The organism is Pseudoalteromonas lipolytica (assembly GCF_900116435.1).
Lineage (GTDB): Bacteria > Pseudomonadota > Gammaproteobacteria > Enterobacterales > Alteromonadaceae > Pseudoalteromonas > Pseudoalteromonas lipolytica.
Window position 1 is genome coordinate 186,044 of the sequence record NZ_FPAZ01000009.1, and the last position, 16,104, is coordinate 202,147.

At 37.4% G+C, this 16,104-nt stretch carries 16 protein-coding genes; all 16 read left to right on the forward strand.

Annotation, left to right across the window (positions count from 1 at the left end; translation table 11 throughout):
- Positions 1–127 precede the first annotated feature (127 nt).
- A complete protein-coding gene (locus BM378_RS11585) occupies positions 128–1,906 on the forward strand; it encodes a hypothetical protein (protein WP_074989233.1) in 1,779 nt (592 codons plus the stop codon).
- Positions 1,907–1,975: 69 nt separating this feature from the next.
- On the forward strand, positions 1,976–2,692 hold the full coding sequence (locus BM378_RS11590) for a DsbA family protein (protein WP_065979552.1): 717 nt from the start codon (positions 1,976–1,978) through the stop codon (positions 2,690–2,692).
- A gap of 83 nt (positions 2,693–2,775) precedes the next feature.
- A complete protein-coding gene (gspG, locus tag BM378_RS11595; RefSeq protein WP_036973278.1) occupies positions 2,776–3,183 on the forward strand; it encodes a type II secretion system major pseudopilin GspG in 408 nt (135 codons plus the stop codon).
- A complete protein-coding gene (locus tag BM378_RS11600) occupies positions 3,170–4,831 on the forward strand; it encodes a GspE/PulE family protein (protein ID WP_074989234.1) in 1,662 nt (553 codons plus the stop codon). The genes gspG and BM378_RS11600 overlap by 14 nt, the downstream gene beginning before the upstream one ends.
- Entirely contained in the window at positions 4,828–6,018 is a 1,191-nt protein-coding gene (locus BM378_RS11605) for a type II secretion system F family protein (protein ID WP_036973276.1), read from the forward strand. Before BM378_RS11600 ends, BM378_RS11605 begins: the two co-directional genes overlap by 4 nt.
- The gene (locus BM378_RS11610) at positions 6,002–6,433 is read left to right on the forward strand and encodes a prepilin-type N-terminal cleavage/methylation domain-containing protein (RefSeq protein ID WP_074989235.1); all 432 of its coding nucleotides are present in this window, start codon (positions 6,002–6,004) and stop codon (positions 6,431–6,433) included. The genes BM378_RS11605 and BM378_RS11610 overlap by 17 nt, the downstream gene beginning before the upstream one ends.
- Positions 6,414–6,824, forward strand: coding sequence for a prepilin-type N-terminal cleavage/methylation domain-containing protein (locus tag BM378_RS11615; protein ID WP_036973274.1), 411 nt, complete (start codon positions 6,414–6,416; stop codon positions 6,822–6,824). Before BM378_RS11610 ends, BM378_RS11615 begins: the two co-directional genes overlap by 20 nt.
- Positions 6,805–7,485 carry a type II secretion system protein gene (locus BM378_RS11620; RefSeq protein WP_074989236.1) on the forward strand — a complete coding sequence of 227 codons (681 nt, stop codon included), beginning with the start codon at positions 6,805–6,807 and terminating at the stop codon, positions 7,483–7,485. The genes BM378_RS11615 and BM378_RS11620 overlap by 20 nt, the downstream gene beginning before the upstream one ends.
- A gap of 49 nt (positions 7,486–7,534) precedes the next feature.
- Positions 7,535–8,299, forward strand: a complete 765-nt coding sequence (locus tag BM378_RS11625; RefSeq protein ID WP_177222586.1) for a type II secretion system protein GspK — start codon at positions 7,535–7,537, stop codon at positions 8,297–8,299.
- Positions 8,299–9,258 carry a hypothetical protein gene (locus BM378_RS11630; protein ID WP_036973271.1) on the forward strand — a complete coding sequence of 320 codons (960 nt, stop codon included), beginning with the start codon at positions 8,299–8,301 and terminating at the stop codon, positions 9,256–9,258. Before BM378_RS11625 ends, BM378_RS11630 begins: the two co-directional genes overlap by 1 nt.
- Positions 9,255–9,797 carry a hypothetical protein gene (locus BM378_RS11635; RefSeq protein WP_141687264.1) on the forward strand — a complete coding sequence of 181 codons (543 nt, stop codon included), beginning with the start codon at positions 9,255–9,257 and terminating at the stop codon, positions 9,795–9,797. The genes BM378_RS11630 and BM378_RS11635 overlap by 4 nt, the downstream gene beginning before the upstream one ends.
- Entirely contained in the window at positions 9,794–10,279 is a 486-nt protein-coding gene (locus tag BM378_RS11640; protein ID WP_036973269.1) for a hypothetical protein, read from the forward strand. Before BM378_RS11635 ends, BM378_RS11640 begins: the two co-directional genes overlap by 4 nt.
- Before the next feature lie 38 nt (positions 10,280–10,317).
- The gene (locus tag BM378_RS11645) at positions 10,318–12,282 is read left to right on the forward strand and encodes a secretin GspD/PilQ domain-containing protein (protein ID WP_074989237.1); all 1,965 of its coding nucleotides are present in this window, start codon (positions 10,318–10,320) and stop codon (positions 12,280–12,282) included.
- Positions 12,283–12,289: 7 nt separating this feature from the next.
- Positions 12,290–13,531, forward strand: a complete 1,242-nt coding sequence (gene wcaK, locus BM378_RS11650) for a colanic acid biosynthesis pyruvyl transferase WcaK (protein ID WP_074989238.1) — start codon at positions 12,290–12,292, stop codon at positions 13,529–13,531.
- A complete protein-coding gene (locus BM378_RS11655; RefSeq protein ID WP_036973266.1) occupies positions 13,524–14,762 on the forward strand; it encodes a glycosyltransferase in 1,239 nt (412 codons plus the stop codon). The genes wcaK and BM378_RS11655 overlap by 8 nt, the downstream gene beginning before the upstream one ends.
- Positions 14,752–16,053 carry an oligosaccharide flippase family protein gene (locus BM378_RS11660; protein ID WP_036973265.1) on the forward strand — a complete coding sequence of 434 codons (1,302 nt, stop codon included), beginning with the start codon at positions 14,752–14,754 and terminating at the stop codon, positions 16,051–16,053. Before BM378_RS11655 ends, BM378_RS11660 begins: the two co-directional genes overlap by 11 nt.
- The last annotated feature ends 51 nt before the right edge of the window (positions 16,054–16,104 follow it).

Sequence of the window (16,104 nt, forward strand, 5' to 3'; positions counted from 1 at the left end):
GATGCTACTTTATTAGGAGTGTCGAATGGCTACTTTAAAAATTATTCACTTGTTTGTTAGTACGTTGGACTAAAAGCAAGATTAATCTGAAATTAAAAGTGTCCTTCGGATACAAGGAGTTCAAAAAATGAAGCGTATTTCTAAGATCGCTCTAATCCCTGCTGCTATCACAGCAGTTTTAGCTGGTAATGCTTATGCTGGTACAGAAGCCTGCTTTGAGGTTTACAAAGGTGCAGATGCCTTAGCTGTTTCAGCGTTTGATACTATTTATGAGGGTGCCTCTTGTGGTGCTCGAACAGGAGCAAGCAATACTACGTTAGCGGCAATTGATGAAACAAGCATTGCATATGAATTAACAGGTAATTTATCAATCGACTTTGACGCGATTGATGGTGTTGATACAGACCAACACATCGTATACATTCCAACTACTGACATCCCTGGTGGTACTAAACTTAAAGTAACTCTAACGGGTGCTATGTTCGATGGTAACTCTAACCAAATTCACTTAGTTAAGGACGCAGACGGTTCAGGCGCTAACACTAACTTTGAAGCTGTTGCTTCATCAGATGGTGCGGTTGATGGACAAAGCACAATTACTTTCTTAACTAAAGCAGGTATCACAATTGGTGCTGGTACTCGTCTAGCTTTCTCTAGAATCTCAACAGGTGCAGATTCAACAGCAATCGACCCAGTAGGTATTAAGATTTCAAACACTGATTGTACAACTGACTCAACATCGAAGTCTGTTACAATCGCAGCAATCGAAGCTATCACGGATGGTGGTAACGGTTACAACATCATTGGTGCTGTAGCAAAAGCGCAAAAAATTGCAGATATTTCATCTCAGTTCTACTCGTTTAATGGCGGCACAACTGCTGCAGTAGATGTAAATGCTGAAAGTTCAAACTCAGAAAACCAAGCTATCGTTGCACGTACAGAGTTTGTATATGATGCAGACGCAACTAAACGCTTAGTTGCAACTAAAACTCAAGCAATCTACAAAACTGCTTTCTACAACCGTGGCGCGACACTTGATCGTAAGATCACACTAACTGCAAACGATCACTTAGAAACACAATTCGTTGCTGATTCTGAGCCTGGTTCTACAGTTAAAATGGGTATTTACAACTCACGTCAAGCTTCAGATGGTACTCTAGCTGACCAAGTAAATGTACAAACAGGTACTACTTTTGGTTCGTTTGGTTTAACTAAAGCAGCTGCTCCTGTTTACAACACAGAAGCACTAGACGTATTCACTCCTGCAACTTCTCTTGATGGGGAAAGTAATCCAGCAGCAGCAACAAGTAATCTAAATGGTGCAGCATACAACGAACTGTACTATGCAGTTACTAACACATCTACTTCTGGTGTTATGAACTTCAACTACAATGTAAACACATTCTATACATTAGATTTTGGTACAACAGCGTATATCGATCACTGTGAAGCAAGCAAAAATACACATGACATCGGTGTAAATGGTGCGGTTCTTAAAGTACCTTACGTAGTAAACGCTGATGGTAACTTTGTACGTATCACTAACGAGCATGACGAATCAGCTGAAATCACTGTTGATGTATTTGGTGAGTCAGCAGACGGTAACGATGGTACTCGTAAAGTAACTGCTGTTAAGCTTGGTACTGTAGCGGCTAAATCTTCAGTGGTTTACTTTGTTCCTAAGCTAATTGAAGAAGCAGTTAGCCAGAAGAGCTATGAAGGTGCTGATGGTGGTTACGCTGAAAGTGCATTAGGTTCAAATGCTGCATCTAATGAGCGTCGTCATACACTAACATTCACTGTAACAGCTCCTCGTGACCTAGTTCACGGTGTGTCTGTACAACGTGTATTAGGTGGTAGCGACCGTGTAATGCCTGTACTAGATAAAAACGAATGGAACCAATAATCTAATTCGTTAGTACGTTATAAAAACCCTCGCCTTGGCGAGGGTTTTTTACAGTTAAAAGGAGTTTAAATGAAAAAAGTTGTATCCCTTCTCTTTACAGCCGCAATATTAACGGGTTGTCAAACAACAAATAATACTGAAGTAAGTTCTTTAAAATCAGAAATCGAAAAACTTAAAAAAAATCAAAGACAAATTGCAATTCAAGTTGGTTTAGGTGAGCTAGTAAGGCCTGAACAAATATCATTATCAGCGGATGGTATATGGATTGGCTCTCAGGATGCACCTTTGGTTATGATTGAATATACCGATTTAAATTGTCCATTCTGTAAAAAATTCCAACAAGAAACCTGGCCGTCATTTAAAGAAAAATTCGTAGACACGAATCAAGTTGCTGTACTTGCAAGAGAGCTTCCATTAGCAAGTTTGCACCCGAAAGCCCCTTTTGCTGCAGTGATGCTCAGGTGTGCTAATCAGCAAGGCAAATATGAGCCTGTAAAAGAAACATTGTTTGAATTAGGGAACTCTTTGCAGCAAAGCGACATCACTGAAATTGTCACCAATAACAGTATGGATCAGGAAGCCTTTGATCGATGCGTAAAAGATCAAAATGTTCATAGTATTGTGACTAAGTCTATTAATGAAGCTGCTCAACTAGGCCTATCATCTACTCCGTCGTTCATTATTGGACAACGTAAAAATGACGTTATAGAGAACTACCAAATTGTCTCTGGTGCAGCAAGTATCGAGCAATTTGAGATTGCAGTAAAGCAAGTAGTTGAACAGTAATAAGTTACTTGCATTGAGCTTTAGCTATGCTAGATTGATTAAGTAAGAAGTATTATTTTTATATTCTTATCAAGGATTTGAGAATGAAGTATAAATACAAAAATTATGGTTTTACACTTGTTGAGTTATTGATTGTTATGGTTATTTTAGGGTTACTAGCGTCAATAGTTGCTCCTAGAATGTTTAGCAAGGTTGATTCTGCAAGAGAAGGAACCGCTAAAGCTCAAATGCAGGTTATTGCAACCGCGTTAGATTCTTATCGTCTAGATATAGGTTACTATCCAGATACTCTTAACGAATTGTTATCTAGTTCAAAAAAAATGTGGGATGGTCCATATTTTCCGCAAAAAATACCTCAAGATCCTTGGGGAAATGATTATTATTATTCACCAAAATCAGCTGATGAAAACTCTCAAATGTTCACTTTAAAAAGTTATGGACGTGATGGTAAGCCAGGTGGAGAAGGTGAAGATGCAGATGTGGAATTCTAAAGTTCATGAGTATGTCTTAGCTAACCAATTAATTGATAATAAAAGGCTTTCTCAAGCTCTTGAGTATCAAACTACAACGAACGATAAGTTAGACATATTATTATTGAATTCAGGTTGGATCGATGAAGACCAATTGAGTGATCTGTACTGTCATTTATTGAACTGTACAAAGTGGCAAGGGCCCTTGGCCATAACACAAAGTGACCAAGATATCCTGAAAGCTATTAATTGTGACTTTCTATTGGAATGTGGCTTGCTACCGCTTGAAGTTAATGAAAAAAAATTAAAGTTAGGTTTTGCATCCCCTCATTCAAATGAAGGCGTTGACTATTTACGTTTCATAAAGCATGAAGTTGAGTTCTTCAATATTACAAAGAAAGAGTTTGAGCTTTTAAAAGAGCAGTTTAAAGCGCTGTCTTCAGAACAAACTGACCTTATCGTTTCATCTGATAATGTAGCCATGCTTAAAGAACTCGCGTTAGGTGCACCCACAGTCAACCTTGTAAATAGTTTAATAAATAAAGGTGTAAAGCTTGGCGCATCAGACTTACATATTGAGCCTATAGATGGCCGTTATCGGGCACGATATAGAATTGATGGTATTTTAAAGGAAGCTGATCCTATCCCCCTGAGTTTACAATTAGCTGTAATATCAAGAGTTAAAATTCTATCAGGAATGGATATTGCGGAAAAACGCCGACCTCAAGATGGCAAAATTGAAATGAAAGCAGGAGCAACGGATCTAGATATACGTTGCTCAACATTACCTTTGGGGTTTGGCGAAAGCGTAGTAATGCGATTTCTGATTAAGAATGCCGTTAAGTTTGATTTAGACAAACTGGGCTACTCACAAGATCTAATTAATTTTATTAATGAAGACTTAAAACGTACTTCGGGTGTTATTTTAATGACTGGGCCAACAGGCTCCGGTAAAACAACATCACTTTATTCGTTTTTAAATAAAATGAATAAGTCGGATGTTAAAATAGTAACCTTAGAAGATCCTGTTGAATACCACCTTCCAGGTATAAACCAAGTACAAGTAAACTCAGAAATCGGTTTTGATTTTTCTGCTGGTTTACGCAGTATTGTTCGCCAAGATCCCGATATTATTATGGTTGGTGAAATCCGTGATAATGAAACAGCAAAAATTGCACTTCAATCAGCACTAACAGGGCATTTAGTTTTTAGCACTGTGCATACAAACGATGCACCAACGGCATACACGAGGTTAATGGATTTAGGTATTGAAGAGTACCTGTTAAATGCAGGCCTGATTTCGATTATGGCGCAACGTTTAGCACGCACGTTATGCCATGAGTGTAAGCAACCATTATCAGACGATGAGCAAGCTCTCCAGTTTGAAAAATATCATTTAGCAGACATTAATCAACCAAGCTTTATTGGTTTACATAAAGCCGTGGGATGCGAAAAATGTGAGCATACAGGTTATAGTGGTCGCGTTGCCTTTTTAGAATATTTACCATGCGATAATGACGTTAAACGCTTAGCTAAAAATGAACAATTACTCGATAACTTATATGCGTTGATGACAGAAAAGCAATTGCGTTCGCTTAAACAGGATGGTCTGCTAAAAGCACTGCAAGGCGTAACGACCATTGAAGAAGTTATGAGGGTAGCTGGGTGAGTCAGCTTTATCAGTACCATGCTTATTCTGAAAGTGGCGAACTCGTAAAAGGCGAGTTGTATGCTGATAGCGAAGAGTCTGCCATGCAGACTCTTAAAAAAGACTACCGAGTGATAGTTAAAATTGCCGAGCAGCGTAATAGTTTTCAAAAAGGCAAAATAACCACCTCAGACCTCGAGCAATCGACCAGTCAATTGGCGACCTTATTAAGAAATGGCTTGAAGATCGATAAAGCACTTATCGTGTTAGCAAAATCTAACAATAAGTCTGCCATGGGTAAGCTTTGGTCTTTAGTGCTCAGCGATATCAAGCAGGGAGAGTTATTAAGTTTGGCGCTTGCTAAGCGACCGGAGACATTCTCAACGCTGTACGTCGAAATGGTTAAAATAGGTGAAAGTACCGGCAACTTACCTATCGTTTTTAATAGGTTATCTCAAAACTTGCGTTTTCAGAGTGAGTTGAAAAGTAAAGTTATACAAGCGATTACCTATCCTTGCTTTATTCTTATTGTTTGTTTACTCGCCATTTGGGCTATTTTTAATTTTGTTATTCCCAGTATGTCTTCCATGTTTGAATCGGTAGAAGATATACCCAGCTACACTCAGTTTTTAATTTCAGCATCAGAGTGGATTCAGAATTACCAATATTATGTCTTTTTAATTTTATTTATTGGTATTGTAGTGATTTTATCAGCACTAAAAAAACATGAGTTTAAAGTAAAGTTAATCGAAAAAGTGACGTCATTCCCACTAGTTAAAACGATAATAAAACAAGCTGATCGGATTCGTTTTGCTACCGCGTTACAACTAACTTTAGAAAGTGGGGTGAGTTTATCAGCTGGTTTAACGCTTGCTTCACAAACTGTTATTAACCCCGTCTTAAGGCAGCGCTTAAAAAGTAAAGTAGACGCGGTGTCAGCTGGTAGTGAGCTAAGTATTGAGCTTGCAAAGTTAAACTTATTTGATGATATCGGTATTTCTCTAATTTCTGTAGGTGAAGAAAGTGGAACATTGGCTGAATCATTTTCAGAGATAGCCACACGTTCTCGCGTTAGTTTTGAGCAATGGCTTAGTAAGTTTACGGCCATGTTAGAGCCATTATTAATTTTAGTAATGGGTGGAGTTGTAGGATCTGTCGTGATCACTATGTTGTTAAGTATTGTGTCAATAAATGATGTTTCATTCTAAGCAAGCTGGTTTTACTCTGATTGAACTATTAATCGTGCTTGTATTAATTGGCCTGGCGAGTGCGTTTGTACTGCCTGACATGTGGAAACAATTTGATCAGACAAAATATTATAGTGAGAAAAACCAATTAGCTGAGAGTATCAAATTCGCAAAATACTACAGTGTTTATAAAGGGGAAACGCTTGAGCTCAGGTTTTACGAAAATCACTTGGAAATTGTAAAACAGAATAGTGTGAAAGCAGACCCTGAAACACAAGAAAATACTGAGCAAGTCGAGACGTTGAAGCGAGTTGATTTTTCATCATTAAAGTTCGAAGATCAAAAGGTTTTAGTGAATGTAAGTACCTACTTCGATGTGATAACGGTTAAGTTTAAAGGCAAGGATAAGGCTGAGCATGAAGTCCTTGAAGTTTAATAAAGGAATGACTCTAATTGAGGTTTTAATAGCTTCAATTATTTTGTTCATTGCAATCAGTGCATTAAGTTTTGTATCTCGCTCAATGTTATTACATGAAAGCCGTTTAGAAAGAGCGATAGATCGTGCATTACTAGCAGAGCTCATAAAAGATGAAGTAAGTTACCGTTATCAGTATGAAAAACAAAATACGGGAACCTATACACTTGATGATCACGAATATCAGTGGCGTGTTGATGTGTTAGATGAAAAACCACCAGTACGGTTTATATCTTCAGAGTCAGAAAGTAATGAGAATCAGCAAAATGGCCGTGTCATTTTATATAGCGTTGTAATACTGGATAATGATCGTGAATTACTGAGAGTTAAAGATGTTTTCTGGCAAGGGTAGTAAGTCACAAAAAGCATTCACTTTAATTGAAGTGCTAATAGCAATGGTAATTTTTTCATTGGTTATGTCGCTGTCAGTAATGGCTTATCGTTTTTCACTATTACAGTTAGGTGATTCTGATGATGCTGGTTCACTTGAAGAGCTAACTATAATTAAGTTAGTCAATAATCAAGTAAGGACAATGAAACCTTTTTTTGTTTCCTATAACAATGAGCTAAAACCTTTTTTTATAGGCACTGAAAAAGAAATTATGTTTATCACAGAGCAGCCGATCTTGATCAACGAGCCAATGGCAATAGCCAAGCTGTTTATCATAGATAAAACGCTGAAGTATTGTGAGTTCGCTTATGGAAGCTTTTCATTAGAAAACATTCCGCGAAGTACAGTATGTGAAAAAAGCATTCATTATACAGCGCGAGAAGTCTCTAAATTTAGTTATTTTGGTTGGAAAGATAATTTAGAGCTCGATAACTATTACTCACAATACTTAAATATAAATGTTAAACCAAAACCAAATTGGTATAGCAATTTTAATGGCGAAACAAGGAAAGTTATGCCTCTTTTTATCAAGGTAATTTTGCAAGATCAGTCTAATATAATGCTAAAGATCCCGCAGACTACCTCTTTTCAACAAGGAGTGACGAGTGGCTTTCAAGGGTAAAAAACAACAAGGTGTCGCGTTAATCATGGTGCTAATGATGGCTGCAATAATGGCTGTTGTTATGATCTATATGACTGGAAAAGGTCAAAATAAAGCAAGGCTCGCAGCCTTAGTTAAAAATAATAATAACGCGATGCTAGCTATTGAATCAGCGCAGGCAGAGCTTGTATTTAGCTTTACAACCAGTCAATTTTCTATATTAGGGCCTAATAAAACTTATCAAGGGCAGGCATCAGAAAACAAGTTTACAGATAATTTTACAGGGCAAATCAATAAACAAGAAAATTATACTGTGCAGGTTCAGGATATTAGTGGGCTAGTCTCATTGATGCCATTTAATGAACGAGACTTCAAGCAGTTACTAGTAAAAAATGGCGTTTCAAACGATCGGCAATTGGCTATTTTAGATAGGTTAATAGACTGGCAAGATAAAGACAGCCTAACACACCTTTCGGGTGCAGAACGTGGAGATTATGAGCTGCCATTTTTACCGTCTAATTCAGTGTTACAAAGTAAAAGAGAGCTTGCCTATATTCTGGATGACACACAACTTTATGAGCGCATTGCGCCCTATTTAAGCTTTTATGGGCAGGAGTATCTAGTTCCTTACTATGTACCTAATTCACTGCATGCTTTGTTTAGTACAACACAACCGACAGCACAGCAGGGAGCTGAAGCTTCACCTTACCCAAGTGGCCGCTATTTGGTTGATATTAAAGCTGAACAGGTTTCATTAAGGAAAAGATTTACCATATTGAGAGGGCAGGATTCATTTCGTCCATTTTTTATAGTAGACGAGATGATTTTACAATAATGAATAATAAAACTGAAAATAGTAAAAGTTTAAGCTCTTTGTTTTTTCACTTTGAATATTATTTGAAGGGTGATCACACATTAGAAACTTTGCCGGTAAATAAGCCTTTTCTTAAACTTGCTTCGGTATGTTTGTTAGATAGAAGCTTATTTTGGAAGGCGAGTCGTCATTATTCTAATACAAGCTTATTGCAGCTTAAAAATATTATTAGAGCAGAAAAAAAACAGCTGCCACCTATGGAAGGGGAATTTTTTTGGTCATTAAAACAGGTAACAGCCAATTCGCTAAGTGTTGATTACTTTGTTGTGCCATTAGAAGTTATGTCGCAAATACCTAAGCAGGTAAAAATGATCCTCCCCCTACAGGAGAATGAAGAAGAGCAGCTTCCTTTGACACTAGATCAAGCTAAACTTAACCATGCGAGTCCCACTTCTCAGTTAGACGAGCTAAATTGGTTTAACCTGCTGGGTTTATTCGTTAAAAAGCAGACTAAGCAAAAAGTAAAAGAGCGTTTATCGACCCGTAATTTACTTATTTCGTTATTCGCATTTTCATTAGTTTTAGCGGTGATGATAAGTGGTTACTTTGCTGTTGCTTTAAAACATTTCGAAGATAAAAAAGTTAACAATGTCGAAGCTGTGAATAAAGTTATTAACCAGCGACAAGCACTCAATAACGAGTTTAAAGAATTTTCTGATATCAATGAATTTTTGATAAAAAACCCAAATGTACTTAGCAAATTAAGCCTTTTAGGAATCGATTCTGAAGGGATACTGTTTGAACGAATAAAAGTGACGACTCAGGGCGTTGAGTTGTATGGAAATTCAGAAAGCTCTGCAACAAACCTTTTACAGCAAATTATTGCTTCCCCATCAGTTAAAGAAGCAAAATTTTCTCGCCCAGTGGTAAAAAATAATAAAGGCTATGATGTCTTTACCATAGAGGTAGTATGGCGATGACAACGAAAACATTTTCAATTAAGAAATTTGGCTTAATCGCGATAGGAATTCTATTATTCCTCGAATTTATATTGTTTCCTTGGTTTGATTGGTTAAAAGAATCAAAAGCAGAGCTTTCGAACTTGAAAAAGTTTGTTTACAAGCAAGAAGCGTTACTAGATTCAAAATCATTACTAACAGAGGAGCAAGCAAAGTTAACTAATCAGGCTGCTCTTTTCTCAAATTTACCGAAGCAAACAGAGAAACAGGCGCCATCATTGCTTTGGTTAAATGTTGTAGACACAGCCATAGCACGATATGAGCTTGAAGTTCATAACAAAGCACCTCTCAGGGAAGTAGCAATTAATGATACTTTTTCGGTTTTTACTGGTCAGCTAAGTGTATCTGGTGAGCTTAATACGGTTTTGAACTTACTTAATGAATTAGAAAATATAAAAGTAGGGAATAGAGTAAGGCAGGTATCTTTATTACAAGACCCCGCACTCCCAAACAAAGTAAGAGCTAATATTGAGTTTTTAAGGGTGTATAAGCAGTTATGAGAAATATATATATATTAGCTTCGAGTGCTTTTTTACTCTTGATATGGTCATTCAATTTTATAAGTGATGATATTAAACCCGAGGAAAACAAACCTTTAGAGAGCTTTTCTTTGAGTATTGATGATACAAATTTTCAGCAGTTTGAAGTTAAGAATCTTGCCAAATTATTAGGTGTAGATTACGAATTAATTAAAAGTGAGCATAGTGCTGATGTAAGTTCAAGTGTCGATATAACGTTATCTTTGATTTCTATTTTCACATCAGGAGAGCTTGCGAAGGTAAGATTGAAATACCAAGAAGATAATGAAATATCGTATGTTGATCTCACTGAGGGTGAACAGTTTTATTCATATCAAATAACACAAATACACTCATCAAGCGTTGTACTTAAAAACCAAGAGCAGACAATAAGCTTGAAAATGTTTAAACCCCATTTAGTGACTATAACAAAACAAAATAATGAAGAGGATGTTACACAATGATAGCGAAATACTATAAAGGATTGAATTTAGTGCTATGTATGTCTTTATTATATGGTTGTGCGCAGACAAATGAACAATTAAGAGACAAAGAGCTAACCGTAACCAAGTCAGTTTTAAAGTCATCAGTTGGACAAAAACTAGATCAAGAACAAACGCCGCTAGAACAGCAAGAAGATACACGTTATAGCAATGTTCGAGTTCAGGATTTAGGTGGCATTACAAAGCTAATGGAGAACGCTAAACAGCCACCCAGTTTAAAAGGTGAACCAGTAACCTTTGCAGCTGATGAAATTTCAATCAAAGAATTTACTAGTCGAGTATTTGATGAGCTATTGGCAATAAATTATGTAATTTCTCCGCAATTAGCTGCATCTAATGATAGAATAACCCTTAATATTTCATCGCCAATTGAGCGAACTGAATTTTATAAAACCGTTATTAAAGCACTTGAAGAAAGTGGCGTTAGAACGCTTAGAAAAGACAATATTTTATATTTGTCACGCGCGGGGACGAACGAGCAAAAAAACTCTATTGCAATTGGTATCGGTACAAAAGAGTCTGATATACCAGAAACAAGTGGGGCTATAACTCAAATAGTGCCGTATGTTTATAGTGGTAGCAGAAATATTACCAGTATCATGAGTAAGTTATCTACCGCAAAGGTAACTGTTAACTCGCTACAAAAGCTGATCATTCTAGAAGGTGATCGTGCAGAAATTATTCGCGCTATAAAAATTGTTAATATGCTTGATGTACCAAGAGCATATGGCCGAGAAATTAGATTAATTGAATTTGCAAATATTTCGCCAATAGAAGGCATTGAGCAAATAGAAAAACTTCTAGAACAAGATGGGATGCAGATTTCTAAAGAAGGTGACGCATCATTCGTTCCAATCCCGCGAATAAATGCGTTTGTTGCGTATGCTGCAAGTGAAAAAATAATTGATAGAATCACCTATTGGGCCAATAAGATAGATGTGCCAATAGCAGGTGATGAGAGTCAATATTTCATTTATAAACCCAAATACGCCAAAGCTGAAGATATGCTGGAGTCTATTAGTACATTACTCTTAGGCCAGAAACCTAATGGAGGAGAGCGTAGCAGTGCCGAAGGCAATAAGAGTACGTCAGCCTCTTCTGGGCCCATTAAATTCAGTATTGATAAACAGCAAAATGCGCTTATTTTTTATACGACAAATGATGAATATAGGCTAGTTGAGTCATTATTAAAGAAAATGGATGTATTACCTGGTCAAGTGATTCTAGATGTCACAATTTTAGAAGTGACTCTAGGAGATTCAATGTCTTCAGGAATTGACTGGATATATGATAATACCTCAGCAAAAGCAGAGGGAGCAACGGCAACACTGAGTAGCTCAGGTAGTTTAGTTGCGCAAGTTATTACGGGTAACTGGCAAGTCGATTTACAATGGAATGATAGCCGAGATGATGCTCGAGTACTTTCGCGTCCTTACTTTATTGTTCGCGATGGTGAGTCAGCGACAATAACGTCTGGTGATCAGATCCCAATTATAACTCAGACAGTTGAAAGTATTGGAGATTCGAATAATGCAGTGTCAAACTCGGTACAGTACCGCTCAACAGGGGTTAATGTTGCAATTACGCCAGTGATAAATTCGCGAGGTGTGATTTCGTTGAGTGTTGCTATGTCGGTGAGTGACGCTAAACCAAATGAATTAGGTGGAAGTAGTTCGCCAAAAATTACAAACCGGGCTATCTCAACGGAAGTACTCTCTGCCGATGGGCAAACTATCGCCTTGGGTGGTTTAATCCAAGAAAGAAAGAGCAACTATGACAATGGGGTCCCGGGTTTAAAAGAAATTCCATTACTTGGCAATTTATTCAAAAGCCAAGTAGACAGTATGGATCGCACTGAATTAGTAATGTTAATCACAACTAAAATTGTGAATAGCTCATCGGAGGTCGATGAGTTTAGTGAAGCAATGACAGAGCTATACAGTGCACCAATAACAATTAAGTGAGTAGTAAATGAAAGTTTTAATCGTGGGTAACCACACTTGTGGTAATCGCGGCGATGCGGCAATTTTAAGGGGCCTGATAGCAGAGTTAGTTTCACAGAAGCCTACGATTCAAATAGATAGCTATAGCCGATTCCCTATCAGCTCTAGCTATTTATTGGGTCAATCATTAATGATGGATCCACTCGATCAGTACCATGAAACGAGCAATGGCTTTTTTGATAAGTTATGGAAAAAGTTTAGCCGACGACTTTTGGGTTATCATTTGGCTAATAAATTAAAAAAAGCGGATGATAAAAATTTACCTGCTCACATTAAAGCTCAGATTAACTTTTTAGCGCAATATGATGCGGTTATCCAAGTTGGTGGGTCATTCTTTGTTGATCTCTATGGCCCTGCACAATTCGAGCATGCGCTATGCACTTTATTAGCAAAGAAAAAATTATTTATGATTGGGCACTCAGTAGGGCCCTTCAATAGTAAAAAGTATTCAAAATTAGCTGATCATGTTTTTTCAGTCGTTGATGAACTTGCCTTACGAGAAACACTAAGTTCAGAATACATGAAAAAAGCAGGCATCTCAGAGAGTAAAGTTTCATTAGGGGCTGATACAGCATGGGTTGTACCTAATGAAATTGTTAATATTCCTGAGCATTTAAAAGCATTAGCATCGTCAGCACCTACAATTGCAATTACTTTAAGAGAGCTAGCACCATTTGATAAGCGCCTAGGCGTCACTCAAGAACAGTATGAGCAACACTTTGCAAATTTAATTGATAACTTAATTCAAGATGGATACAACGTAGTGTTGTGTTCTACATGCACAGGTATCGATGGTTATCAACGAGATGACCGTATGACGGCTCTAAAAGTGCAAAAACGAGTCAAAGATCAGTCTAAATGTCATGTAATAATGGATGAGTTAAATGATGTTGAGCTTGGTAGCTTTTTAAGCTTATGTGATTTAACCATTGGTACTCGTCTTCATAGCGCAATAATTTCGATGAACTTTGGAACACCAGCTATTGCATTAAACTACGAGCATAAGTCAAAGGGAATAATGGCTCAACTTGGAATGCATGAACTTTCTAAAGACGTGACAACGTTATTTGATGGCGAACTAGAATCAACTGCGAGAGCAATCTTACTCGATCTGCCCAACGTTACAGAAAAAATGAACGTACAAGTAGCAAAAGAAAGAGCGGTTGTAAGTGACATGATTAGCCGAGTTTTGAGTAAAATCGATGCTTAAAGTAACATTTTTTCTCAATCAGTTTCCTGTCGCATCAGAAACCTTCGTCATTAATCAAATTATAGGTTTGATTAATCGTGGTGCAGACGTTCGCGTGGTGGCAATTTGTCAAGGCGATTTAACCAACAGCCATAAAGCAGTAAGTGACTATAATTTACTTGATAAGACCACTTATTTAACTAATGAGTCAGTCACTGATAGCACTCTAAAAACGCGTTTAAAAAGAATTGCGAATGTACTGTGGCCAAAACGGATTGGTCGTAAATTAGCTTCGTTGAATGTAGCGAGATTTGGAATACACAGTAAATCATTACTGTTGCCTAGTATCGTTACACGCGCAACAAGTACGCTCGACTCCGATGTATTTATTGCTCACTTTGGAACAGCTGGGGTTGTTGCCAATAAAATGCGCGAGTTAGGCTTATTAAAAGGCAAGTTAGTTACCGTATTTCATGGTGCCGACATTTCAGTGAAAGCAATCTTGGATGTGTTTAAGCAAGATTACCAAATGCTTTTTAAAAATGGTGAGTTAATGCTACCCATCAGTGACCTTTGGAAAAATAGGCTTATTGAGCAGGGGTGTGCACCAGAGAAAATCATTGTTAACCGTATGGGGATTAATAATGAGCAATTTAAATGTCGCGAACTCGCTACACCTATTTCAACTCCTTTAAAAATAATTAGTGTTGCGCGCTTTATAGAAAAAAAGGGATTGTCAGATGCGCTCGACGCAATGCATCATCTAAAGCAGCGTGGTGTTGACTTTGAATATAAAATCGTCGGAGATGGCGATCTTAAAGAGCAACTCGTAAGTCAAATTGATTCATTAGGCTTGTCGGAATGCGTTAAATTGCTTGGTTTTCAGCCTCAAGAAAAAATTGCTGCGTTATTAAATGAAGCAGATGTCTTTTTATTACCTTCAGTCGTTGCAAAAAATGGTGATATGGAAGGCATTCCTGTTGCACTCATGGAAGCGATGGCAATGGGGTTAATAACGGTGTCTACATATCATAGTGGCATACCAGAATTAATTACGCATAACGAAAGTGGCTTACTGGCTCAAGAGCACTCACCAGCCCAGTTAACAGATTCGATAGAAAGCCTCGTTAATGGTCAAGTTGATATTGTGAAAATGAGAGCAGCCGCGAAAGCAAAGGTTGAAGAGCATTTTGATCAAGCCAAACTATATACAGACTTATTGGATATCTTGGTCGAGTTAAATGAGCACTAAAAAGCAAGGTGTGTGGTTACTTGCATCTTCAGCAGTTGCGGGTGCAGTGCAGTTTAGTGTTTTCGCAATGCTGGCATATTACACCAATCCTGAAGTGATTGGTGTACTTGCAATTATCAATGTATTTTTAGCGATAGCCTATCTTGTTCAAGACATGGGTTTGTCTAATTACTTTATTTATAAGCAAAGTTTAACCCGCTCTGAAAGTTCGGCCTTGTATTTTACAAATGTGTTTTTGGGCGGTGTCGCGGGCGGCTTAATTGCTTTATTAGCCGCGCCATTGGCAAGCTTTTATGAGGCACATGAAATAGCTGAAAGCTTATATATAATGGCATTCAATTTTATTTTGTTAGGGTTGAGCGCACAATATCAAGCTAACTTCATTAAATCTGAAAAGAATGTAGCACTGGCAAAAATAGACATTTTTACAAAGATCTGTTTGTTATTGTTCACGTTTATTTTTATTAAGCTAGGTGTTGCGAGTATTTTTCCCTATTTGTATGCATTCTTAGTGGTTAATGCTGTTCGATATTTACTGTTTTTAATACTTGCAGAAAAGACATGGCACCCTTCGTTTCAACTCGACTTTACAATAATTAAGCCAGCGCTTGCATTTGGAAGTTTCCAAATGGGATCGCAAATCTTGAATCAAGTCAGAGCTCAACTTGATCAGTTAATTATTGGTAAGTTAATGGGGGTAGAGGTACTTGGGTTATATTCGTTTGCTAAAGAGCTTCTTATGCAACCGATTAAATTCATTAGAATTCTTATCGCGCGATTAGTTTTTCCTAAGTTAGCTAAGTTACAGGATGATAGCAAAGCGTTTTATTCAACCTTTAACAACTCTGTACGTCTGCTTACGGCCATGAATAGTGCGGTTTATTTGTTCTTTTTAGTTGGGCTGACAGTAGCGATCCAATTATTCTTTGAGCAATACCTGCAATCAATACCGCTGTTATATGCATTGTTTATAATTGGTTGTATAGCCCCGTTTGGTTCAATTTTAGGCATGACCGCTCAGGCTAGAGGCAACACAAAAATAGAGTTTCAGTGGAATATCCTATCTTCATCTATAAGTATTTGCGTATTGTTACTGCTTACTCAGTTACACAGTATTAGTCTTTTTGCTTTTGGTGTTGCAGCATTGCAAATCTGTATGACGGCAAGTGCACTGTTTTTCTTTAGAAGAGGTGATAGTGGCCTGCCTAAAAAAAGCTACCTTCTTATGTTCGGGTTGAATGTGTTGCTTTACTTAGTTGTCAATGCCGTTTATGGGTTCGTAGTGAGTTAAAATAAAAATGCGCACTTAGTTACATTTGTCAGTGCGCATATAACCTATCTA